The sequence below is a fragment of the Caballeronia sp. ATUFL_F2_KS9A genome (genome assembly GCF_023630765.1).
GTDB classification, from domain to species: Bacteria; Pseudomonadota; Gammaproteobacteria; order Burkholderiales; family Burkholderiaceae; genus Caballeronia; species Caballeronia zhejiangensis.
The window spans coordinates 254,994-277,582 of record NZ_JALQEK010000001.1; the positions used below are offsets into that span (position 1 = coordinate 254,994).

A 22,589-nucleotide genomic window follows, 5' to 3' on the forward strand; every position below is an offset into this window, starting at 1 on the left:
AATATGCGCGGTCGCACCGGGTTGCACCCTTACGGCGACAGCGTCTCAGAAATAAGACGGTCGTGGGTTAACAATCATTCTTTCAGAATAATTACCCTGCTAAACTTGCCCCGGTTTTTCGCCACAGGAGATCGAACACATGAAGGTTAAAAAGGCTGCGCTGCTCGTCGCCGCGCTCGGGTTTCTCGCCACCGGCGCATACGCTCAAGACGCCGGCACGCTGAAGAAAATCAAGGACACGGGCGTGATCTCGCTGGGGCATCGCGAATCGTCCATTCCGTTTTCCTACTATGACGACAAGCAGCAAGTCGTCGGCTACTCGCATGAGTTCGCGCTGAAGGTCGTGGACGCGGTCAAGCAGAAGCTCGGCATGTCCGACCTGAAGGTGAAGCTCACGCCGATCACTTCGCAGAACCGCATTCCGCTCGTGCAGAACGGCACCGTCGATATCGAGTGCGGCTCGACGACGAACAACGCCGAGCGTCAGCAGCAAGTTTCCTTCTCGAACACGATCTTCGTGATCGGCACGCGCCTCATGACCAAGAAGGATTCGGGCGTGAAGGACTGGGCCGACCTGAAGGGCAAGACCGTCGTGACGACCGCCGGCACCACGTCCGAGCGCCTGCTTCGCAAGATGAATCAGGACAAGAACATGGGCATGAACATCATCAGCGCGAAGGATCACGGCGAGTCGTTCCTGACGCTGTCGACCGGCCGCGCCGTCGCGTTCATGATGGACGATGCGCTGCTCGCGGGCGAGCGCGCGAAGTCGAACAACCCGAACGATTTCGTGATCGTCGGTGCGCCGCAATCGCATGAAGCGTACGGCTGCATGATCCGCAAGAACGATCCGGAGTTCAAGAAGGTCGTCGACGACGCGATCGCCAAGGTCGAAACCTCGGGCGAAGCCGACAAGATCTACAAGAAGTGGTTCGAAAGCCCGATTCCGCCGAAGGGTCTCAACCTCAACTTCCCCGAAAGTGAAGACATGAAGGCTCTCTACAAGAGCCCGAATGACAAGGCAATCGACTAACCGGTTCGGTAATCGAACAGACGAAACGGAAGGAGCTTGCTTCTTCCGTTTCTTTTTGGAGTGAGTCCATGTCTTATCACTGGAACTGGGGCATCCTGCTGAGTCCGGTTTCGACCGGCGAGCCCACCACCTATCTCGGCTGGCTGATTTCCGGCTTCTGGGTGACGATCACCGTGTCGCTCGCGGCCTGGGTGATCGCGCTCGTGGTCGGCTCGTTGTTCGGCATCTTGCGCACGGTCCCGAATCGCACGCTGGCGGGCATCGGCACCGTCTACGTCGCGATCTTCCGCAACATTCCGCTGATCGTGCAGTTCTTCGTCTGGTATCTCGTGATACCGGAATTGCTGCCGCCTTCCATCGGCAACTGGTTCAAGCAACTGCCGCCCACCGCGCAGTTCTTTTCGTCGTCGATCATCTGTCTCGGGCTTTTCACTGGCGCACGCGTGTGCGAGCAGGTGCGCTCGGGCATCAACGCGCTGCCGCGCGGACAGCGCAACGCGGGTCTCGCGATGGGCTTCACGCAATGGCAGACGTATCGCTACGTGCTGATGCCGGTCGCGTACCGCATCATCGTGCCGCCGCTCACGTCCGAGTTCCTCAACGTGTTCAAGAACTCGGCGGTCGCGTCGACCATCGGTCTGCTGGATCTGTCCGCTCAGGCGCGCCAGCTCGTCGATTACACGGCGCAGACGTATGAATCGTTCATCGCGGTGACGATCGCCTACATGCTCATCAACCTCGTCGTGATGCAACTGATGCGCTGGGTCGAGGCGAAGACGCGGTTGCCTGGCTACATCGGAGGCAAATAAATGCATCAGTTCAACTGGAGCGGTGTGCTCGCGTCGTGGCCCACGCTGATGACGGGCGCGAAGATCACGCTGCAGATCACCGTGCTCGCCATCGTGGTCGGCATCATCTGGGGCACGATTCTCGCGCTGTTCCGCCTTTCGGGCGTGAAGCCGCTGCAATGGTTCGCGAGCGCGTACGTCACGCTGTTCCGCTCGATTCCGCTCGTGATGGTGCTGCTGTGGTTCTTCCTGATCGTGCCGCAGCTGTTGCAAAACGTGCTCGGACTGTCGGCCGACATCGACATCCGTCTTGCCTCGGCGATGGTCGCGTTCTCGCTGTTCGAAGCCGCGTACTATTCGGAAATCATCCGCGCCGGCATTCAAGCGGTGCCGCGCGGTCAGGTGAACGCGGCGTTCGCGCTCGGCATGACCTACGGCCAGGCGATGAAGCTCGTCGTGCTGCCGCAGGCCTTCCGCGCGATGGTGCCGCTCTTGCTCACGCAGGCGATCGTCCTGTTTCAGGATACGTCGCTCGTCTACGTCATCAGTCTCGCGGACTTCTTCCGCACGGCGACGAACATCGGGGATCGAGACGGCACGTCCGTCGAAATGGTTCTGTTCGCGGGCGCGTGCTATTTCGTGATTTGCGTGGTGGCGTCGGCGCTCGTCAAAAGTCTTCAGAAAAAGGTCGCAAGATGATCTCTATCAAGAATGTTTCCAAGTGGTACGGGCAGTTCCAGGTGCTCACCGACTGCACGACCGAAGTGAAGAAGGGCGAGGTCGTCGTGGTGTGCGGCCCGTCGGGTTCGGGCAAGTCGACGCTCATCAAGACCGTGAACGGCCTGGAGCCGTTCCAGAAGGGCGAAATTACGATCAACGGCCAGTCGCTGACGGACAAGAAGACGAATCTGTCGAAGCTGCGTTCGAAGGTCGGCATGGTGTTCCAGCACTTCGAGCTGTTTCCGCATCTGACGATCACGCAGAACCTGACGCTCGCGCAGATCAAGGTGCTCGGCCGTTCGAGCGACGAAGCCACGCAGAAGGGCATGAAGCTGCTGGATCGCGTCGGCCTGCGCGCGCATGCGGACAAGTTTCCGGGCCAGTTGTCCGGCGGTCAGCAGCAGCGCGTGGCGATTGCGCGCGCGCTGTCGATGGACCCGATCGCGATGCTCTTCGACGAGCCGACGTCCGCGCTCGATCCGGAGATGATCAACGAAGTGCTCGACGTGATGGTCGAACTCGCGCAGGAAGGCATGACCATGATGTGCGTGACGCACGAAATGGGCTTTGCGAAGAAGGTGGCGAATCGCGTGATCTTCATGGATCGCGGGCTCATCGTCGAGGACGATCAGAAGGAAGCGTTCTTCGCGAATCCGAAGTCGGATCGTGCGAAGGATTTCCTCGCGAAGATCCTGCACTGAGTCTCGGCTCGGCAAAGCAAAACGGCGCTTCCGAAAAGAAGCGCCGTTTTTTATTCGATCCCGAGTTCCGATTCCATCGCCGCTGTCGTCCGTATCTCGTCGATCTTCAGCGCGGATCCGATGCACGCCTTCGCGAGCGGTTCGGCCGCTTTCCTCGCCACTTCCTCCGGCACCGGAATATTCGTCGCGCGGGCGAGATCGCCGCACTGGAACATCGCGAGATCGCCGGGGGCGAAGCGCGTCCAGATTTCGTTGTCGGTGAGCGGCGACGTCGCGATCACGGCGACGCGGTCTTCCGGCGTCGTGTACTTGGCGAAATCGATCGACATGTCGGCATCGATCAGATGCGCGGTCGAGAACGGCCAGCTACGCACCAGGTAGTACAAATGCGTCGAGCAGTGCGAGAAGAGCGCCTGCCCGTTCGACATCAGAAAGTTGAAGACGCCGTATTGCGTGATGTCGCGGGTAAGTTCGGCGAGCGCGTCGAAGAGTTCGTCGAGCGGCGGCTGCGAGCACGGAAACGCGCGCCGCAAGCCTTGCAGGAGCGCGCAGAAGGCAAGCTCGCTGTCCGTCGTGCCGACCGGCTGATATACGCCGGTGAGTTCGGGTGCGTGGCCTTTGAGGTCGCCGTTGTGCGCGAAGATCCAGTGCCGGCCCCACAGTTCGCGCATGAACGGATGGCAGTTCTCGAGCAGGATATGCCCCTGCGTCGCCTTGCGGATATGCGCGATCGTGTTCTTCGACTTGATCGGATAGCGCTTCACCATGTCCGCGAGCGGCGAACTGGCGGACGACTGATGATCGATGAAAAGCCGGCAGGCCTTGTCCTCGAAAAACGCGATGCCCCAGCCGTCGGCATGATGATCGGTGACGCCGCCGCGCGCCGCGAAGCCGGTGAACGAGAACGTCACGTCGGTCGGTTCGGCGCAGTTCATTCCGAGAAGTTGGCACATGATGCTGAGGCGGTCGGCTTTTGGCCTGTTGTTACAATACGTCCGACAAGCATATCACCGAGACCGAATCGAAAAAAACGCGCAAACGCTCGTCGATGCGCGCGTTGTGGAAATTCCACGGCGATTTTTTCCGGTCCTTGCGTGGACTTGCGCCATTCCAACGTTCCCCGTCATCTCGCCATGTCCGCTACTTCATCCTCGCCCAATTCGCTCACGATCGCGCGTCCCGACGACTGGCATCTGCACGTGCGCGACGGCGCGACGCTCGCGGCCGTCCTGCCGCACACGGCGCGCCAGTTCGGCCGCGCAATCATCATGCCGAATCTGAAGCCGCCCGTGACGACGACGGAAATGGCCGCGGCCTATCGCGAGCGCATTCTGGCGGCGCTTCCGAAGGGCGCGCGCTTCGAGCCGTTGATGACGCTCTATCTCACCGACAACACGCCGCCCGACGAAATCCGCCGCGCGAAGGAAAGCGGCTTCGTGCATGGCGTGAAGCTGTATCCGGCGGGCGCGACGACCAATTCCGACGCAGGCGTGACGGATCTGCTCGGCAAATGTGCGAAAACGCTCGAAGCGATGCAGGAAGTCGGCATGCCCTTGCTGACTCACGGCGAAGTGACCGATAGCGACATCGACGTGTTCGATCGCGAGAAAGTGTTCATCGACCGCGTGATGACGCCGCTGCGCCGCGATTTTCCCGCGCTGAAAGTCGTGTTCGAGCACATCACGACGAAGGACGCCGCCGATTACGTGCGCGACGCGGACGGCGAGATCGGCGCGACGATCACCGCGCATCACCTGCTGTACAACCGCAACATCATGCTGGTCGGCGGCATGCGTCCGCATTACTACTGCCTGCCGGTGCTGAAGCGCGAGACGCATCGCGTGGCGCTCGTCGAAGCGGCGACGTCGGGCAATCCGCGCTTTTTCCTCGGCACGGACAGCGCGCCGCATCCGAAGGGCTTGAAGGAGCACGCGTGCGGTTGCGCGGGTTGCTACACGGCGCTGCACGCGCTCGAACTCTATGCGGAAACCTTCGACAAAGCCGGCGCGCTCGACAAGCTCGAAGGCTTCGCGAGCTTCCACGGCGCGGACTTCTACGGTCTGCCGCGCAGCAAGGAATCGGTGACGATCGAGCGCGGTTCGTGGACGTTGCCCGCCGAATTCACCGCCGGCGATTCGACCGTCGTGCCGCTGCGTGGCGGCGAATCGATCGGCTGGCGTTTCGTGGACGCGCAGTAAGCACGCCGACGTGAGCGCGGGTTTCGCCGATATCGACTGGGCGCGGCCTTGGCTCGCGTCCATCGAAGCGCGCGGCAGGCGCTGGCAGACGGCGGCGCTCGCGGGTTACGACAACTATCTCGCGACATTGAACGACGACGCCACGGCCGCCGCGCAGGTCACGGGCCGCGGCAAGCCGCTTGCATTCATCGCGCAGGAAGCGCTGCCTTCGGGTGCGTCGTACGAAGGTCACATCGCGCAGACCGGCTGCGTGCCGACGCGCCACAATCTCCACGATTTCTTCAACGCCTCGATGTGGTTCGCGTATCCGCGCATCAAGGCGGCGCTCAACGCGCGGCAGGCCGAGCAGATCGATACGCTCGGCATCGGACCGACGCGCGGCGGCGTGCGCGACGCGCTAACGCTCTTCGATGAAAACGCGGTGTTCTTCGCCTGCGCCGATGCATCGCTTGGACGCGCGCTGCGCGGTTTCGGCTGGCGCACGCTCTTCGTCGGCGAGCGCGCGGCGTGGGGCACGCGCTGCGAGGCGCGCATTTTCGGGCACGCGTTGCTGGAAAAGCTCGTCGCGCCGTACAAGGCGTGTACGGGACACGCGTGGATCGTCGATGTTCCCGCCGACTATTTTTCGCTCGACGATGCCGCGCGCCGCGCGTTCATCGACGGATGCGTGTCCGAACGGCTGAACGCCGCGCCGATCGACAGCCGCGCGTTCGCGCCGCTGCCGGTGCTGGGCGTGCCGGGCTGGTGGGACGCGAATGCATCGCCCGATTTCTACGACGACGTTTCCGTCTTTCGACCGGGCCGCCGATCGCGCGGATGCTAAAATGACGAGTTGCAAAGCGGGCCAGGCAATCGCGGCCTCCGAGGTGAAAGCCGAAGAGGGCGAGGAAAGTCCGGACTCCACAGGGCAGGGTGATGGCTAACGGCCATCCGTGGCGACACGCGGAACAGGGCAACAGAAAGCAAACCGCCGATGGCTCCGGGCGCAAGTCCGGAGATCAGGTAAGGGTGAAACGGTGCGGTAAGAGCGCACCGCGGACGTCGCGAGACGTTCCGGCACGGTAACCTCCACCCGGAGCAATTCCAAATAGGCAGGCGCGCATCTTCGCGATGCAGGACGGGGCCCCCGTTCGTCTGCGGGTAGGAAGCTTGAGCGCGTCAGTAATGACGCGTCTAGAGGAATGATTGCCACGCGCGTCGCTTTCGGGCGGCGCGTGCACAGAATCCGGCTTATCGGCCCGCTTTGTCGTCATTCAAAAGAGAAGAGCCGGCGTCTCGCGACGTCGGCTCTTTTCGTTTTTGCTTCCGATGAAACTTACGCTTCGACGATCTCGAACGAATGCGTCAGCTCCGCCGATTTCGCCAGCATGATCGACGCCGAGCAATATTTGTCGTGCGACAGGTTGATCGCGCGCTCGACGGTCGCCGGGTTCAGGTTCTTGCCCGTCACGGTGAAGTGAAAGTGGATCTTCGTGAAGACTTTCGGGTCTTCGCTCGCGCGGTCGGCCTTCAGCGTGACCGAGCAGCCCTGGATTTCCTGACGGCTCTTTTTCAGGATCATCACGACGTCGTAGGCGGTGCATCCGCCGGTGCCGAGCAGCACCATTTCCATCGGGCGCGGTGCGAGATTGCGGCCGCCGCCTTCCGGTGCGCCGTCCATGTTTACGAGATGGCCGCTTCCCGTCTCGGCGGCGAAGGCCATGCCGTCTTGTCCCATCCAGCTAACTTTGCATTCCATGCTCAGGCTCCAGCTGCTCAGCGCGTCGTTACAGAGGCTACATTGTAGCGGTTCGGAATTTTTCCACCGGTCGCTGCTTACGAGCATCTACCGGTTGACGAAGCGTAAATCGGCGCGGCGATTCTGATGCCGGCCGTGAGCGCGCCAGTCGAGGACGGGCTCTAAAGGCTCATCGCGACGGCGTCCAAGCAGTCGCGGCCCGTAAACATCTGAAAATAAAGGCCTTTCTGGGGACATGTCCATTGTGCTCACATTCCAGATTATGAAATCATCTTCCACCATGCAAATCTTCTTGCTTTGCAGCATGACCGTGCCTATACTCGTTTCTGTCTCCTCCACCTCCTCCTTTGGTGGATTAAGCCCGAGCCAAGCTGCTCGGGCTTTTTTTCGTCCTCGCGCCTGTCGAAGCATTCTTTTGACGCGGCGACCAAATTCCCTTTATAATTCAAAGTTCTCTTCGCCACACGCCCGCGGAGAGAGGCTTGTGAGAGCCTGCACGCGCCCGGTTTCGACCTGAGCGCACTCATATAAGCAGGGCCGAACAAGACACAGTTCAAGGGCAGATCAATTTTTTGGATCGATCATGAAGACGTTTTCCGCAAAAGCCGAAGAGGTGACGCGCGAATGGTACGTGATTGACGCGACGGATAAGGTTCTCGGCCGTGTCGCCAGCGAAGTGGCACGCCGTCTTCGCGGCAAGCACAAGCCTGAATTCACTCCGCACGTCGACACCGGTGATTTCATCATCGTCGTCAATGCCGGCAAGTTGAAGGTCACCGGCAACAAGACCACGGACAAGAAGTACTATCGTCACTCGGGCTACCCGGGCGGCATCTACGAAACGACGTTCGGCAAGATGCAAGAGCGTTTCCCGGGCCGCGCGCTCGAGAAGGCTGTCAAGGGCATGCTTCCGAAGGGTCCGCTCGGCTACGCGATGATCAAGAAGCTGAAGGTCTACGCCGAAGCAACGCATCCGCATACGGCTCAACAGCCTAAAGCGCTCGAGATCTAAGGGGAGCCCACATGATCGGTAACTGGAACTACGGTACGGGCCGCCGCAAGAGCGCCGTCGCTCGTGTCTTCATCAAGTCGGGCAAGGGCGAAATCATCGTCAATGGCAAGCCCATCGCCGACTACTTCTCGCGTGAAACGTCGCTGATGATCGTGCGCCAGCCGCTCGAACTCACGAACCACGCCACCACGTTCGACATCAAGGTCAACGTGAACGGCGGCGGCGAGACGGGTCAAGCCGGTGCGGTTCGCCACGGCATCACCCGCGCGCTGATGGACTACGACGCTACGCTCAAGTCGCAACTGTCGAACGCAGGCTTCGTCACGCGTGACGCGCGTGAAGTGGAACGTAAGAAGGTCGGTTTCCACAAGGCACGCCGCCGCAAGCAGTTCTCGAAGCGTTAAGCGCTTCTTGCCGGACGGGTTCCGGCGAAGCTGCAAAAGCCGCCCGCACGCCCTGTGCAGGCGGCTTTTTTCGTTTTGGCGCGTTTGGGCTGGACCATGTCGAATTTTCATATAGCCCATTGATTCCATGGACATTCGGCACGATATTGAGATCAGCCCTACAATAGCGGCTAGAAGCTTAATTGGAGAATTCGAATGAGCGCTGTCAGCGACACCCCCACGACCGAAATGCCGATGCCGTTCGTCTTCACCGACGCGGCTGCGGAAAAGGTCAAGTCATTGATCGATGAAGAAGGCAATCCGGATCTGAAGCTGCGCGTGTTCGTGCAAGGCGGCGGCTGCTCGGGTTTCCAGTACGGTTTCACGTTCGACGAAGAAGTGAACGAAGACGACACCGTCATGGACAAGGCTGGCGTGCAGTTGCTCGTCGATTCGATGAGCTATCAGTATCTCGTCGGCGCGGAGATCGACTATAAGGACGACATCAACGGCGCCCAGTTCGTCATCAAGAATCCGAACGCCACGACGACTTGCGGTTGCGGTTCGTCGTTCTCGGTCTAAGCGTGCATTTCTGACGCTGAAGAAAACGGAGCCTCAGCGGCTCCGTTTTTTGTTAACGCGGATAAATCGCGCCGAGCACGCGCTCGCCCGCCGCGCCCGTCACCGCGGGCAGATTGCCCGGCTCGCGCGCGACACAGCGCATCGCGAGCCACGCGAAAGCAAGCGCTTCCACTTGTTGCGGCGGCACGCCGAGCGCCTCGGTCGTCATCACGGGAACGCCTGCGATTTTGCTGCCTTCGAGCGCCTGCTGGAGCATCTTCATCAACACAGGATTGCGTGCGCCGCCGCCGCACACGTACACGGCGCGCGTGTCCGGCGCGTGTCGCGCGATCTCGCGCGCGACGGTCGTCGCGGTGAGGGCCGTGAGCGTCGCCTGGACATCGGCGGGAGCGAGGTTCGCGAAGGCTGCGAGCTTCGCGTCCATCCACGCCGGATTGAACAGATCGCGCCCTGTGCTCTTCGGCGGCGCGAGGTCGAAAAACGGTTCGTCGAGTAGCGCGTCGAGAAGCGATTGATCGATTCGGCCTTTGGCTGCGAACTGCCCGCCGTCGTCATAGGCGCGCTGTGTGTGGCGCAAAGCCCATTCGTCGATCAGCGCGTTGGCCGGGCCGCAATCGAAGCCGCGCACGTCTCCGTTCGCCGCGAGAATCGTGATGTTGCTGATGCCGCCGAGGTTGCACACGACGCGCGTCTCGTTCTTTTCGCCGAACACGGTCGTGTGGAACGCCGGCACGAGCGGCGCGCCCTGGCCGCCCGCGGCGACATCGCGGCTGCGGAAATCGGCGACCACGTCGATGCTGGTCATCTCCGCGAGCAACGCCGGATTGTTGATCTGCCGTGTGTAGCCTTTGTCAGGCCGGTGCCGCACCGTCTGGCCGTGCACGCCGATCGCGCGCACCTTCGTCGCCGAGCATCCGCTCATGCTCTGCAGTTCGTGGCAGCAGACGGCATAGCGTGTCGCGAGCGCATTCGCGGCGAGCGCTTCGCGTTCGAGTTCGTTGTCGCCGGGCGACTGCAATTCGAACAGCGCATCGCGCAAGCCTTTGGAAAAGGAGACATGCGCCTCGCCGAGCACGACGGGCGGCTTGCCCGTCGCGAACTGGACCGCGACACCATCGACGCCGTCCATGCTGGTTCCGGACATCAAACCGAAGTACACGCCGTCCGCCTTGCCGGTTTCGATTGCTTCGGTTTTCTTTCCCACGCTGATCTCCTCGTCGATGCCGATGTTGCCAATCAGCGGCGATTATCCGCGTTACGGGGCGAATCGTTAAGACGCGATTCCACACTCCTGAGCGCCGAATGCCGCGCAAAACCGCGCGATCAGACACGAAAGGGCGCGAATGCCCGCGTCATCGCGTAAAATCGTGAGCCTGAACAAGCAATTGCGCGCGATTTCGTCATTTTCCGCGCCCCACTTCTCGACGCGGCATCTGCGCAGGCCACGCCACCGCATCGCCGGTCATCGAACCCTTTTGACTTCACAAGCCGCAAGCATGACCACTGATTCCAACGCGCCCAGCTTCCCGATCACCGAAGATGTCAAAAGCGCGCTCGCCATCGCCAAGCGCGGCTGCGACGAACTGCTGATCGAAGACGAATTCGCGCAGAAGCTCGCGCGAAGCGCCGCGACGGGCAAGCCGCTGCGTATCAAGCTCGGCCTCGATCCGACCGCGCCCGACATTCACATCGGCCATACGGTCGTGCTGAACAAGATGCGCCAGTTGCAGGATCTCGGCCACCAGGTCATTTTTCTGATCGGCGATTTCACGTCGCTGATCGGCGATCCGTCTGGCCGCAACGCGACGCGCCCGCCGCTCACGCGCGAGCAGATCGAGATGAACGCGAAGACGTACTTCGAGCAGGCGGCGCTCGTGCTGGATCGCGAAAAGACCGAAATCCGCTACAACAGCGAATGGTCGATGCCGCTCGGCGCCGACGGCATGATCAAGCTCGCATCGCGCTACACGGTCGCGCGCATTCTTGAGCGCGAGGACTTCACGAAGCGCTTCCAGGGCGGCGTGCCCATTTCGATCCACGAATTCCTCTATCCGCTGATGCAGGGCTACGATTCCGTCGCGCTCAACGCGGATCTCGAACTCGGCGGCACGGACCAGAAGTTCAATCTGCTCGTCGGCCGCGAGTTGCAGAAGCAGTACGGCCAGGAACAGCAGTGCATTCTGACGATGCCGCTGCTCGAAGGTCTCGACGGCGTCGAAAAGATGTCGAAGTCGAAGAACAACTACGTCGGCATCAGCGAGAAGCCGACCGAGATGTTCGGCAAGCTGATGAGCATTTCGGACGTGCTCATGTGGCGTTACTTCGAACTGCTGTCATTCCGCCCGATGAGCGAAATCGAAGGCTACAAGCGCGAAGCCGAAGGCGGCCGCAATCCGCGCGACTTCAAGGTGATGCTGGCGCAGGAAATCGTCGCGCGCTTTCACTCGCCGGCGGATGCCGAGCGGGCGCTCGAAGACTTCAATCATCGCGCGAAGGGCGGCGTGCCCGACGACATTCCGACTGTCACGCTCGCAGGCGCGCCGGTCGCGATCGGCCAGCTGCTCAAGCAGGCGGGACTCGTGCCGTCGACGAGCGAAGCGCTGCGCAACATCGAGCAGGGCGGCGTGAAGATCGACGGCGCGACGGTCTCCGACAAGGGGCTGAAGGTCGAAGCGGGCGAGTTCGTCGTGCAGGTGGGCAAGCGCCGCTTCGCGCGCGTCACGCTGACGGCGTAAGCCGATGATCGCGCTCATTCAGCGTGTGAAGCGCGCCGATGTGCGCGTGGGCGAGCGCGTGACCGGCGCGATCGACGCGGGCCTGCTCGCGCTGGTCTGCGCCGAGCGCGGCGACAGCGAAGCCGCCGCCGACAAGCTGCTCGCGAAGATGCTCGGCTACCGCGTGTTCAGCGATGCAGCGGGCAAGATGAATCTCTCGGTGCAAGGCGTTGCCGGCGGCTTGCTGCTCGTCTCGCAGTTCACGCTTGCCGCCGACACGAACAGCGGCTTGCGCCCGAGCTTCACGCCCGCCGCGCCGCCCGACGAAGGCAAGCGGCTCTTCGATTATTTCGTGACGCAAGCGCGCGCGAAGCATCCCGTCGTCGAAACGGGCGAGTTCGGCGCGGAAATGCAGGTGTCGCTCGTGAACGACGGGCCAGTCACTTTCTGGCTTCAGGTACGACCATGACGACTCAGGTTCTCTTTATTCGACACGGCGAAACCGACTGGAACCGCATCAAGCGCATTCAAGGGCATATCGACATCCCGTTGTCCGAACATGGCTTTCTGCAGGCGGAACAGCTCGGCCGGCGTCTGGCGCACGACGGGCGCATCGACGCGGTCTATTCGAGCGATCTGCAACGCGCGCAGCAGACGGCGCGTCCTTTCGCGGATGCGCTCGGGCTCGACGTGCGGTTATCGGAGAACTTGCGCGAGCGTTTCTATGGCGCGTTCCAAGGCCACGACAGCGACGAGATCAACGACAAGTTTCCCGCCGAATATATCGAATGGCAGACGCGCGACCCCGGCTTCTCGCCACCCGGCGACGGTGAATCGCAGCGCGTGTTTTATCACCGCATCGTGCATGCGATTGAACCGATCGTCGCGGCGCACGCGGGCGGGCGCATCGCGGTCGTCGCGCATGGCGGCGTGCTCGATTGTGTGTACAGGTTCGCGATGAACCTGCCGTTGCAGGAGCCGCGCAACTGGCCGCTGCTCAATTGCAGCGTGAACGTGGTGGACTATGCCGATGGCGGCGCGAAGGTCGCGTCGTGGGGCGATATCGCGCATCTGTCGACGGACACGGACGACGACAATCTGCGCAAGCGGGCCTAGCCGTTGTTCGTATCCCAAAGATCCCGAATCGGCCCCGCATCCGGCGCAGCAAGACCGAAGTGCCGATACGTGAGCATCGTCGCGACCCGTCCGCGTGGCGTGCGCTGCAAAAAGCCCTGCTGAATCAGATACGGCTCCAGCACGTCCTCGATCGTGTCGCGCTCCTCGCCGATAGCCGCAGCGAGGTTATCCACGCCGACCGGCCCGCCATCGAACTTGTGCAGGATGGCTTCGAGCAGCTTGCGGTCCATCAGATCGAAGCCGACGGGATCGACGTCGAGCATTTTCAGCGCTTTGTCGGCGACGTCGGCGGTGATCATGCCGTTCGCCTTTACTTCGGCGTAATCGCGCACGCGGCGCAGCAGCCGATTCGCGATACGCGGCGTGCCGCGCGAGCGCTTTGCGATTTCCAGCGCGCCTTCCGGCACGATCTCCGCCTTCAACAACGACGCCGATCGCGACACGATGCGCGCCAGTTCGCTCGCGTTATAGAACTCCAGCCGCGACACGATGCCGAAGCGGTCGCGCAGCGGGTTCGTCAGCATGCCCGCGCGCGTGGTCGCGCCGACTAGCGTGAACGGCTGCAGATCCAGTTTCACGCTGCGTGCGGCCGGCCCTTCGCCGATCATGATGTCGATCTGATAATCCTCGAGCGCCGGATACAGGATTTCCTCGACGACCGGCGAAAGCCGATGAATTTCGTCGATGAACAGCACGTCGTTCGCTTCGAGATTCGTGAGCAGCGCGGCGAGATCGCCCGCGCGCTCGAGCACCGGTCCCGACGTCTGCCGCAGATTCACGCCCATTTCCCGCGCGATGATGTGCGCGAGCGTCGTCTTGCCGAGACCCGGCGGCCCGAACAGCAGCACGTGATCGAGCGCTTCGGAACGGCGCTTCGCCGCCTCGATGAAGATTTCGAGCTGGCCGCGCGCCTTTTCCTGCCCGATGTATTCATCGAGCTTGTGCGGACGCAGTGCGCGCTCGAACGCTTCCTCGTTCGGCGAGACGGGCGAGGCCGAGATGACGCGTTCGGCGGCGAGTTTGTCGGTTTCGATCATTTTTCGATTGTACAGCGAGCTTTTGCGCGACGAAGCTGGCCGAATGGCCTAGGCAATCAGCCCTTCGAAAGCGCCTTCAACGCCAGCTTGATGCCCTCGGACACGCCCGTTCCGGCCGGCACGTTCTTGACCGCGGCGAGCGCTTCCTTCTCCGAATAGCCGAGCGCGAGCAGTGCGTTGAGAATGTCGGACGCGTGATCGGACTGCGAAACCGTGCCCGCGATGGCGCCGAGATCCGCGCCGAGCTTGCCTTTCAGTTCGAGCAGCAGGCGCTCCGCCGTCTTCTTGCCGATGCCCGGCACGCGCGTGAGGCGCGCGGCGTCCTGCGTCGTCACGGTTTGCGAGAGCTCGTGCACGCTCATGCCCGAAAGCACCGCGAGCGCCATGCGCGCGCCGATCCCGCTGATCTTCAGCAACTCGCGGAACGTCGAACGCTCCTGCGCGGTGAGAAAACCGTACAGCAGATGCGCGTCCTCGCGCACGATCAACTGCGTGAGAAGCACGACCTTCTCGCCGGCATTCGGCAGGTTGTAGAACGTGCTCATCGGCACGTCGATTTCGTAGCCGACGCCGTTGCAATCGACGAGCAAATGCGGCGGATTTTTTTCCAGCAGAACGCCGGCGATGCGACCGATCATGTTTGGTATTCGTAGAGGAAATTAGCCGATGAGACGACCGCGCCGCACGCGCAAGCCCTTCTTGGCCAGCCCCGGCGCGATGCCGCCCAGGGCCGCGAGGCCGGTGCCGCCGTGCGCGTGACAGATCGCCATGCCGAGCGCATCGGCGGCGTCGGTGCCGGGCACGCCGGAAAGCGACAGCAGACGCACGACCATCTGCTGCATCTGTTCCTTGGTCGCGCGTCCGTAGCCGACGACCGCCTGCTTCAGTTGCAGCGCCGTGTATTCGGCAACCGGCACGCCGCTCGCGACGAGCCCGCAGATGGCCGCGCCGCGCGCCTGCCCGAGGAGCAGCGTCGACTGCGGATTCACGTTGACGAAGACTTTTTCGATCGCCGCCTGATCCGGATTGTGCTGCGCGATGAGCGTCGAGATGCCGCTGAAAATGGTGTTGAGACGCGAAGGCAGATCCGCCTCGGCCGTCTTGATGACGCCGCTCGTCACGTAGTTGAGCGTGTGCCCCGTCTTCTCGATGATGCCGAAGCCCGTCACGCGCAGGCCGGGGTCGATGCCAAGGATTCTCATTCGTTCGCGTTTCGCGGCTCGTTGAAACTAAAAAGGCCTGTTTGCGCCGTTCGAAGCGCAAACAGGCCAATCTTAAATGAAGCGGCCGCGATCAATGGCGGAAATGACGCGTGCCCGTGAAAATCATCGTGATGTTGTGCTCGTCGGCGGCGGCGATCACTTCGTCATCGCGCATCGATCCGCCTGGCTGGATCACGCAGGTGGCGCCCGCGTTCACGACGACATCGAGGCCGTCGCGGAACGGGAAGAACGCATCCGATGCCACCGCCGAACCGTTCAGCGTCAGACCGGCGTTCTGCGCCTTGATGCCCGCGATGCGCGCCGAATCCACGCGGCTCATCTGGCCTGCGCCGACGCCCATCGTCATGCCGTTCGCGCAGAACACGATCGCGTTTGACTTCACGAACTTCGCGACGCGCCACGCGAACATCAGATCGTCCATTTCCTTCGGCGTCGGATGACGCTTCGTCACGACGCGCAATTCGTGCGGCTGCACGTTCTTCGCATCGAGCGATTGCACGAGCAGACCGCCGCCGACGCGCTTCAGATCGAACGCGTTGTGGCCGTCGCCGAGCGCGATCTGCAAGAGGCGCACGTTCTGCTTCGCCGCGAACACGGCGCGCGCCGCCTCGCTGAACGACGGCGCGATCAGCACTTCGACGAACTGCTTCGCGACAGCCTGCGCCGCCGCTTCGTCCACTTCACGATTGAACGCGATGATGCCGCCGAACGCCGAAGTCGGGTCCGTCTGGAACGCCTTCGAATACGCTTCGGCCGCATTCGCGCCGAGCGCCACGCCGCACGGATTCGCGTGCTTGATGATGACGCACGCCGGCGCGTCGAACGTCTTCACGCATTCCCACGCGGCGTCCGAATCTGCGATGTTGTTGTACGACAGTTCCTTGCCCTGCAACTGCTCGTAGTTCGCGAGCGCGCCGGCCGGCACGCTCAGATCGCGATAAAAGGCCGCGTTCTGATGCGGATTCTCGCCGTAACGCAAATCCTGCACTTTCTCGAACGCGAGATTGAACGTCGCCGGATACGTATTGCGGCTCGAATGCTGCAGCTCTTCGGTCAGGCTCGTCAGATAGTTCGTGATCGCGCCGTCGTACTGCGCGGTGTGCGCGAAGACTTTCGTCGCGAGACGGAAATTCGTCTTGTAGCCGACGTTGTTGCCGTTTGCGCGCATCTCGTCGAGGACGGCGGCGTAATCGGCCGGATCGACGACGACCGTCACGTCGCGATGATTCTTCGCCGCCGAGCGCAGCATCGTCGGACCGCCGATGTCGATGTTCTCGATCGCGTCTTCCAGCGAGCACTCTTCCTTCGAGACCGTCTGCACGAACGGATACAGATTCACCACCAGCAGATCGATGGTCGGAATGTCGTGCTTTTCCAGCGCGGCCATGTGCTCGGGCAGGTCGCGGCGCGCGAGAATGCCGCCGTGAACCTTCGGATGCAGCGTCTTCACGCGCCCGTCGAGCATTTCCGGAAAGCCGGTGTAATCGGCGACTTCGGTCACGGGCAGGCCCGCGTCGGCGAGCAGTTTCGCCGTGCCGCCGGTCGAAAGGAGCTTGACGCCAAGCGCCGACAGCGATTTGGCGAAATCGACGATGCCGGATTTGTCGGAAACGGAGAGGAGCGCTTGCTTGATCATGATGAACACTGAAACCGAAAAGGGAAACCAGGCCGGACCAAGGCGCGCGCCTCAGTCCGATGAATCAAATCAATCCGTGCTGCTGAAGCTTCTTGCGTAAGGTGTTGCGGTTGATGCCGAGATACTCGGCCGCGAGCGATTGGTTTCCGCCCGCCTGCTCGAGCACCACTTCGAGCATCGGTTTTTCCACGCACGAAATCACCATGTCGTACACGTCGTGCGGGTTGGAGCCGTCCAGGTCCTGAAAATAGTTGTCGAGGCTCTGGCGGACGCATTGTTCGATGTTATGTCTGCTCATGCGGCAATCAGTCGGTCTGTCGTGTTGTTGAGCCCGCCGCACGATTCTTCCCCGTCCGCGTCCTCGGCGTCACCGGCCTCGTCCACATAGACGAGACGGTCCGACAACGCCTTTTGCGCGTCAAAGAATTCGTTGACAGCGAGCAATTGTTCTTTGGTCGTGTCCAGCGTATTCATCCGGTGCCGGAAGGTGTTGGCGCCGGAAAGGCCGCGAGTGTACCAGCCGATATGCTTGCGCGCAGTCCGAACGCCCGTGAATTCCCCATAAAAGGCGTAGTGATCTTCGAGGTGCTCGTTCATCACCTGCTGGATCTCGTCGATGCGCGGCGGCGGCAGGCGCTCGCCGGTATTCAGAAAGTGTTCGATCTCGCGAAAGAGCCACGGACGGCCCTGCGCCGCGCGGCCGATCATGATGGCGTCGGCGTGCGTGGCGGCGAGCACGTCGCGCGCTTTCTCGGGCGTGGTGATGTCGCCGTTCGCGACCACCGGAATCTTCACCGACGCCTTCACTGCCGCGATGGTTTCGTACTCCGCGTCGCCCTTGTAGAGATCGGCGCGCGTGCGGCCGTGGACGGTGAGCATCGAAATGCCGGCTTCCTGCGCGATCCGCGCGATGGTCAGCGCGTTCTTGTTCTCGCGATTCCAGCCCGTGCGAATCTTGAGCGTGACCGGCACCGCGTCCGGCCCCACGCCGACCGCCTGGACGACGGCCTCCACGATGCGCGCGACCAGCGGCTCGTTCTGCAGCAGCGCGGAACCCGCGGCCACGTTGCAGACCTTCTTCGCCGGGCAGCCCATATTGATGTCGATGATCTGCGCGCCGTTCGCGACGTTGTGGCGCGCGGCCTCGGCGAGCATCTGCGGATCCGCGCCCGCGATCTGCACGGAAATCGGCTCGACCTCGCCCGCATGGTTGGCGCGGCGCATGGTCTTCTCGCTCTTCCACAACTGCGCGTTCGACGCGACCATCTCCGACACCGCGTAGCCCGCGCCCATGCGCTTGCAGAGCTGCCGGAACGGGCGGTCGGTGACGCCTGCCATCGGTGCGACGAACAGGTTATTGCGCAGGACGTGTGAACCGATTGTGGGCATGAAGGCTAAACGATCCGCGCTGTCGGTGCCGGCGAGAAGCCGCGTCAGGCGGATGCAACGTTGCTGAAGGGGAAACAGCTATTTTAACGCGAAGAGCGTGCTGAAATTAAGAGCAATCGCGTGCAAGTCATTAAATCTTCTATGAAAGAACGGCCGGCCATAGAGGATAAGTTCCCGGACTTCGCCTGGACGATTGCCCTTTTTTCGTGCTCGATCAGCGCCTTTGACCGAACATCATCTGACGGGCGAGGGCCGTTTTTACCGGCGGAAGGAATTCGAGAGCGGTCAGCGCGAGACCGCGCATCGCCGCAAACGGCGGGAAATCGACCGTGAAGATGCGCGCGAGCGTATCGGTGGCGCCGATCGTCAGGCGCCGGTCCAGCGCACGGCGCTGCGCGAAACGGGCGAGCGCGAGCGGCCGGGGACCGTCGGCGGACAGCGCGTCGGTGAGCGCGAGCGCGTCGCGCAGGCCGAGATTCAGGCCCTGTCCGGCAACCGGATGCAGCGTCTGCGCGGCATTGCCGATCGCGACGGTGCGCCGGTCGACGAGCACGTCGAGCGCGGTCAGCCCGAGCGGAAACGCCGCGCGTGACGCGATGCGCGTGAAACGGCCCATGCGCGTGCCGAACGCAGCGCCGAGTTCGGCGAGGAAAGTGTCGTCGTCGAGCTGCATGCGGCGCGCGGCTTCGTCGGGCGAGCAGCACCAGACGAGCGAATAATCCGCGTGACGCTGGCCGCCGCACGGCAAAAGCGCGATCGGCCCTTCCGGCGTGAAGCGCTCCCACGCGACATTCGCGCGCGGATCGGACACGCTTACCGTGCCCACGATGGCCGTTTGCCCGTAATCGCGCGCGCGGCGCTCATCGGATGACTCGCCTTTCTGATAAAGACCGCCTTCCGCGTTCACGAGCACTCTCACGCGGACGGAGCGCTCGCCTTGCGCCGATTGCAGCGGCAAGGTGACGCCGTCGTTGTCCTGCAGCGGCGCGAGCGCGGACGTGTCAGTGAGCCAGTCGACCTTCGTTGCGCGTACCGCATCGGCGAGCGCGCCGACGAGCGAACCGTAGCGCACCACGTAGCCCAGTTCGGGCAACTCGTGCTCGTCGTGCTCGATCAACGTGCGGCCGAAATACCCGCGCTGCGAGACATGGATGCGGCGGATCGGCGTGGCATCGCCCGGAAAGCCGAGCGGTTGCAGCATCACGCGGCTTCCGTGCGAAAGCGCGAGCGCACGCGGATCGTTGGCGGCGGCTGCGGGCGTGCGCGCGTCGATCAGCGCGATGGACAGCCGTGACGTCGCGCTGCGCCGGGCAAGCCAGCCGGCGAGCGCGAGCCCGACCGGCCCCGCGCCGACGATGGCGATGTCGTAATCGAAATGCGGTTCGATGCCTTGAACGTCGCTCATGGTCAATTTGCGTTTGATTCGCGCATCAGCGCTTCGATTTCGTCGGCGGCGACGGGCACTTCGCGCGTGAGCAACTCGCAGCCGTTTTCGGTGACGATTGCGTCGTCCTCGATGCGAATGCCGATATTCCAATATTGTTCCGGCACGTCTTCGGCGGCGCGCACGTAGAGACCCGGCTCGATCGTGAGCGCCATGCCGGGCGCGAGCGCGCGCCATGGTCGTGCGCCTTGCTCGTCGAGCGGGCCGTCGGCTTCGCGGTATTCGCCCGCGTCGTGCACGTCCATGCCGATCCAGTGTCCCGTGCGATGCATATAGAAGCGCGCGTAGGCACGTTGCGCGAGGACGTCGTCGACGCTGCCGAACTTCGCCTTGTCGAGGATGCCGGTATCGAGCAGGCCTTGCGACAGCACTTTCAACGCAGCCTGATGCGGCGCGTCGAAGCTGACGCCGGCGCGTGTGGCATCGATGGCCGCGGCTTGCGCGGCGAGCACGATTTCGTACAGTTCGCGCTGCGCCGTAGTGAAACGGCCGCTAGCGGGGAACGTGCGCGTGATGTCGGATGCGTAGCCGTCCAGTTCGCACGCGGCGTCGATGAGAATCAGGTCGCCGTCGCGCGCGATCGCGTTGCCAGCCGGATAGTGCAGCACGCAGGTGTTCGCGCCCGCCGCGACGATCGATCCATACGCCGGCGACTGCGCGCCGTGGCGGCGGAACGTGTACAGCAATTCGGCTTCGATTTCGTACTCGCGCATGCCCGGGCGGCACGCGCGCATCGCGCGACGGTGCGCTTCGGCGGAGATCGATGCCGCGCGGCGCATGATCGAGATTTCGTGCGCGTCTTTCACGAGGCGCATTTCGTCGAGAACCGGCAGCAGGTTCTCCGCGCGGGCGGGAGCGCGCACGCCGGTGCGGCTTTGCGCGCGCACGGCGGCGAGCCAGGCGCGCACCCGGGCATCCAGTTCCGCCGATGTGCCGAGCGCGTAGTGAAGCGCGGGCTTGTCGGCGATCAGGCGCGGCATCTCCTGGTCGATCGAATCGATGGCAAACGCGGCGTCGAAGCCGAAAGCGTCGCGCGCGGCGTCGGGGCCGAAGCGGAAGCCTTCCCAGGTTTCGCGCTCCGCGTTCTTCTCGCGACAAAAAAGCATCGACACGGGCTCGCCATCCTGCGCGCTCGCGTTCAGCACGAGCGTCGCTTCGGGTTCGTTGAAGCCCGTCAGATAGTAGAAGTAGCTGTCGTGACGGAAAGGGTAGTCCGTGTCGCGGTTGCGCAGGACTTCCGGCGCGGTCGGCACGATGGCGACGCCGCCGCCGCGTGCACGCAACGCGGCGAGCACGCGCTCGCGACGCGCACGGTAAATGTCGACGGCGATGGGGCTGGCGAGTTCGGTCGTTGAGTTCATGCGCCGATTGTAGCGCCGGCTTCACGATGCGCGCACTCGGCCATTCGACATAGGCCAAAACGACGGCGACGCGTGAATTTGCCTATGCCATTCGGCCTAGTGGCGCGGCGAGTGACCGCGCCGCATACTCATTCGCCAGCGGGACGATTGCGCACGCTGCCCGCGATCAGATCGAAGCGAAACAGGCGGCATTCGAGCGCGCCGTTGAAAAGCGGCGTTTTCGTCGATTCGCGCAGCCGCAGCAAGCCCGGCAACTTGCGGTCGGACGTGAGCACGTAGGCGCGCCATCCCGGAAAGCGCTGTTTGAGCGCGTTGCCGAAGGAGACGAAGAACTCGGTGTCGGCCGGATCGGGTTGCGCGCGGGCGAAGGCGTCCTCGTCTTCGCGGCGGGAGCGCGCCGTATCGCGAATTTCGCCGCGCGGGCCGCGTCCGCGCACTTCGATACGTTCGCCGTACGGCGGATTCGCGATCAGAATGCCGGGCGCGTCGGTCGGCGGGACCATATTGCGGGCATCGACTTGCTTGAGCGAAAGGTCGGTGATGCCCGCGCGGGTCAGGTTCGCGCGCGCTTTTTCGAGCATGTCGCCGGAAATGTCGCTGCCGAAGATGCTCAACTCGGCTTGCGACGCACGCGCGGCGCGGCGTTGTTCGAGCGCGGCCGTCTTGAGCTTCTGCCACATGCCGGGATGGAACGGCTTCAGCTTTTCGAAGCCGAAGCGCCGATCGTTGCCCGGCGCGATGTTGAGCGCCGTTTGTGCGGCTTCGGCGAGGAAGGTGCCGCTGCCGCACATCGGGTCGAAGAGCGGCGTGCCGGGCGTCCATCCGGTCAGGCGCAGAATGCCCGCGGCGAGATTCTCGCGCAGCGGCGCGGCGCCCTTGTCCAGGCGCCAGCCGCGTTTGAAGAGCGGCTCGCCGGAGGTATCGAGATAGAGCGTGCACTCGTTCAGCGTGAGGAACGCGAACACGCGGACGTCGGGCTGGGCGGTGTCGATGCTCGGGCGCGCCCCGGCCACGTCGCGCAGGCGATCGCAGACGGCGTCCTTCACGCGCAGCGTCGTGAATTCGAGGCTTTTCACCGGCGATTTGATTGCGGTGAGATCGACGCGCATCGTCTGGCTGGGCGTGAACCATTGCTCCCAGCGCTGACGATGCGTGAGTTCGTAGATGTCTTGCTCGTTGCGATAGGGGCCTTGCGCGACTTTGAGAAGCACGCGGCTCGCGATGCGCGAATGCAGATTCGCCGCCATGCCCGCGACCCAACCGCCCCGAAAGTGCACGCCGCCGGGCACTTGCGTGCCGACGATCAGCGATCCGCCGCCGGAAAGGGGCGCGTCGGCCACGTGCCTTTCCCCGATCTCCGCCAACTCGGCGGCAAGCGGTGCTTCGAGACCGCGCGGGCAGGGGACGAACCAGTCGAAGAGGGGGGAGGCCATGTGGTGCTTTTTCGGACGTGTAAAGGCGGTATTGTACGCGGGGTGTTACAGCTGGCATGC

General features: G+C 63.0%; 24 protein-coding genes and 1 other RNA gene. 13 read left to right on the top strand and 12 right to left on the bottom strand.

The window, feature by feature from the left end; genetic code table 11:
• Window positions 1–139 precede the first annotated feature (139 nt).
• The 4 genes from NCS67_RS01235 (at window position 140) to NCS67_RS01250 (ending at window position 3,242) form a co-directional block, all read left to right on the top strand.
• Complete coding sequence (locus NCS67_RS01235) at window positions 140–1,033, top strand: glutamate/aspartate ABC transporter substrate-binding protein (protein WP_008351588.1); 894 nt, start codon at window positions 140–142, stop codon at window positions 1,031–1,033.
• A 68-nt stretch (window positions 1,034–1,101) separates the two neighbouring features.
• The gene (locus tag NCS67_RS01240) at window positions 1,102–1,842 is read left to right on the top strand and encodes an amino acid ABC transporter permease (RefSeq protein ID WP_008351587.1); all 741 of its coding nucleotides are present in this window, start codon (window positions 1,102–1,104) and stop codon (window positions 1,840–1,842) included.
• Window positions 1,843–2,520 (top strand): glutamate/aspartate ABC transporter permease GltK, encoded by a 678-nt coding sequence (gltK, locus tag NCS67_RS01245; RefSeq protein ID WP_008351586.1) that lies wholly within the window; start codon window positions 1,843–1,845, stop codon window positions 2,518–2,520.
• Window positions 2,517–3,242, top strand: a complete 726-nt coding sequence (locus NCS67_RS01250; RefSeq protein ID WP_033536539.1) for an amino acid ABC transporter ATP-binding protein — start codon at window positions 2,517–2,519, stop codon at window positions 3,240–3,242. Before gltK ends, NCS67_RS01250 begins: the two co-directional genes overlap by 4 nt.
• Before the next feature lie 50 nt (window positions 3,243–3,292).
• On the opposite strand, the gene NCS67_RS01255 is transcribed toward NCS67_RS01250, so the two are convergent.
• The gene (locus tag NCS67_RS01255) at window positions 3,293–4,195 is read right to left on the bottom strand and encodes a class II glutamine amidotransferase (RefSeq protein WP_075583487.1); all 903 of its coding nucleotides are present in this window, start codon (window positions 4,193–4,195) and stop codon (window positions 3,293–3,295) included.
• 180 nt (window positions 4,196–4,375) lie between these two features.
• Between NCS67_RS01255 and pyrC the strand changes: the two genes are divergently transcribed.
• From pyrC to rnpB, 3 genes are all read left to right on the top strand, one after another.
• On the top strand, window positions 4,376–5,440 hold the full coding sequence (pyrC, locus tag NCS67_RS01260) for a dihydroorotase (protein WP_175979792.1): 1,065 nt from the start codon (window positions 4,376–4,378) through the stop codon (window positions 5,438–5,440).
• 10 nt (window positions 5,441–5,450) lie between these two features.
• Window positions 5,451–6,263: a DUF3025 domain-containing protein gene (locus NCS67_RS01265; protein WP_033536582.1), complete on the top strand. Its 813-nt coding sequence runs from the start codon at window positions 5,451–5,453 to the stop codon at window positions 6,261–6,263.
• Window positions 6,264–6,276: 13 nt separating this feature from the next.
• An RNA gene (gene rnpB, locus NCS67_RS01270) (RNase P RNA component class A) lies at window positions 6,277–6,689 on the top strand.
• 66 nt (window positions 6,690–6,755) lie between these two features.
• Here the strand turns inward: rnpB and NCS67_RS01275 are convergent.
• Window positions 6,756–7,178: an OsmC family protein gene (locus tag NCS67_RS01275; protein ID WP_014190403.1), complete on the bottom strand. Its 423-nt coding sequence runs from the start codon at window positions 7,176–7,178 to the stop codon at window positions 6,756–6,758.
• A gap of 583 nt (window positions 7,179–7,761) precedes the next feature.
• Between NCS67_RS01275 and rplM the strand changes: the two genes are divergently transcribed.
• From rplM to erpA, 3 genes are all read left to right on the top strand, one after another.
• Window positions 7,762–8,190 carry a 50S ribosomal protein L13 gene (gene rplM, locus NCS67_RS01280; protein ID WP_008351572.1) on the top strand — a complete coding sequence of 143 codons (429 nt, stop codon included), beginning with the start codon at window positions 7,762–7,764 and terminating at the stop codon, window positions 8,188–8,190.
• 11 nt (window positions 8,191–8,201) lie between these two features.
• Window positions 8,202–8,594 carry a 30S ribosomal protein S9 gene (rpsI, locus tag NCS67_RS01285; protein ID WP_008351569.1) on the top strand — a complete coding sequence of 131 codons (393 nt, stop codon included), beginning with the start codon at window positions 8,202–8,204 and terminating at the stop codon, window positions 8,592–8,594.
• 195 nt (window positions 8,595–8,789) lie between these two features.
• Window positions 8,790–9,155: an iron-sulfur cluster insertion protein ErpA gene (erpA, locus tag NCS67_RS01290; RefSeq protein ID WP_008351567.1), complete on the top strand. Its 366-nt coding sequence runs from the start codon at window positions 8,790–8,792 to the stop codon at window positions 9,153–9,155.
• Between the two features lie 52 nt (window positions 9,156–9,207).
• On the opposite strand, the gene NCS67_RS01295 is transcribed toward erpA, so the two are convergent.
• Window positions 9,208–10,338, bottom strand: coding sequence for an anhydro-N-acetylmuramic acid kinase (locus NCS67_RS01295; RefSeq protein WP_409017202.1), 1,131 nt, complete (start codon window positions 10,336–10,338; stop codon window positions 9,208–9,210).
• A gap of 313 nt (window positions 10,339–10,651) precedes the next feature.
• Here NCS67_RS01295 and tyrS point away from each other — a divergent pair, with 313 nt between their 5' ends.
• From tyrS to NCS67_RS01310, 3 genes are read left to right on the top strand one after another with little or no spacing between them, the layout of a single operon-like run.
• Window positions 10,652–11,890: a tyrosine--tRNA ligase gene (gene tyrS / locus NCS67_RS01300; RefSeq protein WP_008351563.1), complete on the top strand. Its 1,239-nt coding sequence runs from the start codon at window positions 10,652–10,654 to the stop codon at window positions 11,888–11,890.
• Between the two features lie 4 nt (window positions 11,891–11,894).
• Window positions 11,895–12,338 carry a D-aminoacyl-tRNA deacylase gene (dtd, locus tag NCS67_RS01305; RefSeq protein ID WP_008351561.1) on the top strand — a complete coding sequence of 148 codons (444 nt, stop codon included), beginning with the start codon at window positions 11,895–11,897 and terminating at the stop codon, window positions 12,336–12,338.
• A complete protein-coding gene (locus tag NCS67_RS01310; protein WP_250433659.1) occupies window positions 12,335–12,985 on the top strand; it encodes a histidine phosphatase family protein in 651 nt (216 codons plus the stop codon). The genes dtd and NCS67_RS01310 overlap by 4 nt, the downstream gene beginning before the upstream one ends.
• Here NCS67_RS01310 and ruvB read toward each other — a convergent pair.
• The 9 genes from ruvB to NCS67_RS01355 all read right to left on the bottom strand — a co-directional run bounded on the left by ruvB (window position 12,982) and on the right by NCS67_RS01355 (window position 22,529).
• Window positions 12,982–14,043 carry a Holliday junction branch migration DNA helicase RuvB gene (ruvB, locus tag NCS67_RS01315; protein WP_008351556.1) on the bottom strand — a complete coding sequence of 354 codons (1,062 nt, stop codon included), beginning with the start codon at window positions 14,041–14,043 and terminating at the stop codon, window positions 12,982–12,984. The two genes, NCS67_RS01310 and ruvB, sit on opposite strands and share 4 nt — an antisense overlap.
• Before the next feature lie 56 nt (window positions 14,044–14,099).
• On the bottom strand, window positions 14,100–14,681 hold the full coding sequence (gene ruvA, locus NCS67_RS01320; protein ID WP_008351554.1) for a Holliday junction branch migration protein RuvA: 582 nt from the start codon (window positions 14,679–14,681) through the stop codon (window positions 14,100–14,102).
• 21 nt (window positions 14,682–14,702) lie between these two features.
• Window positions 14,703–15,245, bottom strand: a complete 543-nt coding sequence (ruvC, locus tag NCS67_RS01325; protein WP_008351552.1) for a crossover junction endodeoxyribonuclease RuvC — start codon at window positions 15,243–15,245, stop codon at window positions 14,703–14,705.
• A gap of 91 nt (window positions 15,246–15,336) precedes the next feature.
• Window positions 15,337–16,902 (bottom strand): bifunctional phosphoribosylaminoimidazolecarboxamide formyltransferase/IMP cyclohydrolase, encoded by a 1,566-nt coding sequence (gene purH, locus NCS67_RS01330; RefSeq protein ID WP_250433661.1) that lies wholly within the window; start codon window positions 16,900–16,902, stop codon window positions 15,337–15,339.
• A gap of 64 nt (window positions 16,903–16,966) precedes the next feature.
• On the bottom strand, window positions 16,967–17,200 hold the full coding sequence (locus NCS67_RS01335; protein ID WP_008351548.1) for a Fis family transcriptional regulator: 234 nt from the start codon (window positions 17,198–17,200) through the stop codon (window positions 16,967–16,969).
• A complete protein-coding gene (gene dusB, locus NCS67_RS01340; protein ID WP_034470615.1) occupies window positions 17,197–18,291 on the bottom strand; it encodes a tRNA dihydrouridine synthase DusB in 1,095 nt (364 codons plus the stop codon). Before dusB ends, NCS67_RS01335 begins: the two co-directional genes overlap by 4 nt.
• 214 nt (window positions 18,292–18,505) lie before the next feature.
• Window positions 18,506–19,696, bottom strand: a complete 1,191-nt coding sequence (locus tag NCS67_RS01345) for a UbiH/UbiF/VisC/COQ6 family ubiquinone biosynthesis hydroxylase (RefSeq protein WP_250433663.1) — start codon at window positions 19,694–19,696, stop codon at window positions 18,506–18,508.
• A gap of 2 nt (window positions 19,697–19,698) precedes the next feature.
• Window positions 19,699–21,096, bottom strand: a complete 1,398-nt coding sequence (locus NCS67_RS01350; RefSeq protein WP_250433665.1) for an aminopeptidase P N-terminal domain-containing protein — start codon at window positions 21,094–21,096, stop codon at window positions 19,699–19,701.
• Window positions 21,097–21,224: 128 nt separating this feature from the next.
• Window positions 21,225–22,529, bottom strand: coding sequence for a THUMP domain-containing class I SAM-dependent RNA methyltransferase (locus NCS67_RS01355; protein ID WP_033536536.1), 1,305 nt, complete (start codon window positions 22,527–22,529; stop codon window positions 21,225–21,227).
• Window positions 22,530–22,589 lie beyond the last annotated feature (60 nt).

Excerpts from the sequence above, each read along its gene's own strand:
- erpA (WP_008351567.1), top strand. The coding sequence starts at position 8,790 with ATGAGCGCTGTCAGCGACACCCCCACGACCGAAATGCCGATGCCGTTC.
- NCS67_RS01235 (WP_008351588.1), top strand. The coding sequence starts at position 140 with ATGAAGGTTAAAAAGGCTGCGCTGCTCGTCGCCGCGCTCGGGTTTCTC.
- rplM (WP_008351572.1), top strand. The coding sequence starts at position 7,762 with ATGAAGACGTTTTCCGCAAAAGCCGAAGAGGTGACGCGCGAATGGTAC.
- ruvA (WP_008351554.1), bottom strand. The coding sequence starts at position 14,681 with ATGATCGGTCGCATCGCCGGCGTTCTGCTGGAAAAAAATCCGCCGCAT.
- NCS67_RS01240 (WP_008351587.1), top strand. The coding sequence starts at position 1,102 with ATGTCTTATCACTGGAACTGGGGCATCCTGCTGAGTCCGGTTTCGACC.
- NCS67_RS01250 (WP_033536539.1), top strand. The coding sequence starts at position 2,517 with ATGATCTCTATCAAGAATGTTTCCAAGTGGTACGGGCAGTTCCAGGTG.
- rpsI (WP_008351569.1), top strand. The coding sequence starts at position 8,202 with ATGATCGGTAACTGGAACTACGGTACGGGCCGCCGCAAGAGCGCCGTC.
- ruvC (WP_008351552.1), bottom strand. The coding sequence starts at position 15,245 with ATGAGAATCCTTGGCATCGACCCCGGCCTGCGCGTGACGGGCTTCGGC.
- NCS67_RS01255 (WP_075583487.1), bottom strand. The coding sequence starts at position 4,195 with ATGTGCCAACTTCTCGGAATGAACTGCGCCGAACCGACCGACGTGACG.
- ruvB (WP_008351556.1), bottom strand. The coding sequence starts at position 14,043 with ATGATCGAAACCGACAAACTCGCCGCCGAACGCGTCATCTCGGCCTCG.
- pyrC (WP_175979792.1), top strand. The coding sequence starts at position 4,376 with ATGTCCGCTACTTCATCCTCGCCCAATTCGCTCACGATCGCGCGTCCC.
- tyrS (WP_008351563.1), top strand. The coding sequence starts at position 10,652 with ATGACCACTGATTCCAACGCGCCCAGCTTCCCGATCACCGAAGATGTC.
- NCS67_RS01345 (WP_250433663.1), bottom strand. The coding sequence starts at position 19,696 with ATGAGCGACGTTCAAGGCATCGAACCGCATTTCGATTACGACATCGCC.
- dtd (WP_008351561.1), top strand. The coding sequence starts at position 11,895 with ATGATCGCGCTCATTCAGCGTGTGAAGCGCGCCGATGTGCGCGTGGGC.
- NCS67_RS01275 (WP_014190403.1), bottom strand. The coding sequence starts at position 7,178 with ATGGAATGCAAAGTTAGCTGGATGGGACAAGACGGCATGGCCTTCGCC.
- NCS67_RS01310 (WP_250433659.1), top strand. The coding sequence starts at position 12,335 with ATGACGACTCAGGTTCTCTTTATTCGACACGGCGAAACCGACTGGAAC.
- NCS67_RS01335 (WP_008351548.1), bottom strand. The coding sequence starts at position 17,200 with ATGAGCAGACATAACATCGAACAATGCGTCCGCCAGAGCCTCGACAAC.
- NCS67_RS01350 (WP_250433665.1), bottom strand. The coding sequence starts at position 21,096 with ATGAACTCAACGACCGAACTCGCCAGCCCCATCGCCGTCGACATTTAC.
- dusB (WP_034470615.1), bottom strand. The coding sequence starts at position 18,291 with ATGCCCACAATCGGTTCACACGTCCTGCGCAATAACCTGTTCGTCGCA.
- gltK (WP_008351586.1), top strand. The coding sequence starts at position 1,843 with ATGCATCAGTTCAACTGGAGCGGTGTGCTCGCGTCGTGGCCCACGCTG.
- purH (WP_250433661.1), bottom strand. The coding sequence starts at position 16,902 with ATGATCAAGCAAGCGCTCCTCTCCGTTTCCGACAAATCCGGCATCGTC.
- NCS67_RS01355 (WP_033536536.1), bottom strand. The coding sequence starts at position 22,529 with ATGGCCTCCCCCCTCTTCGACTGGTTCGTCCCCTGCCCGCGCGGTCTC.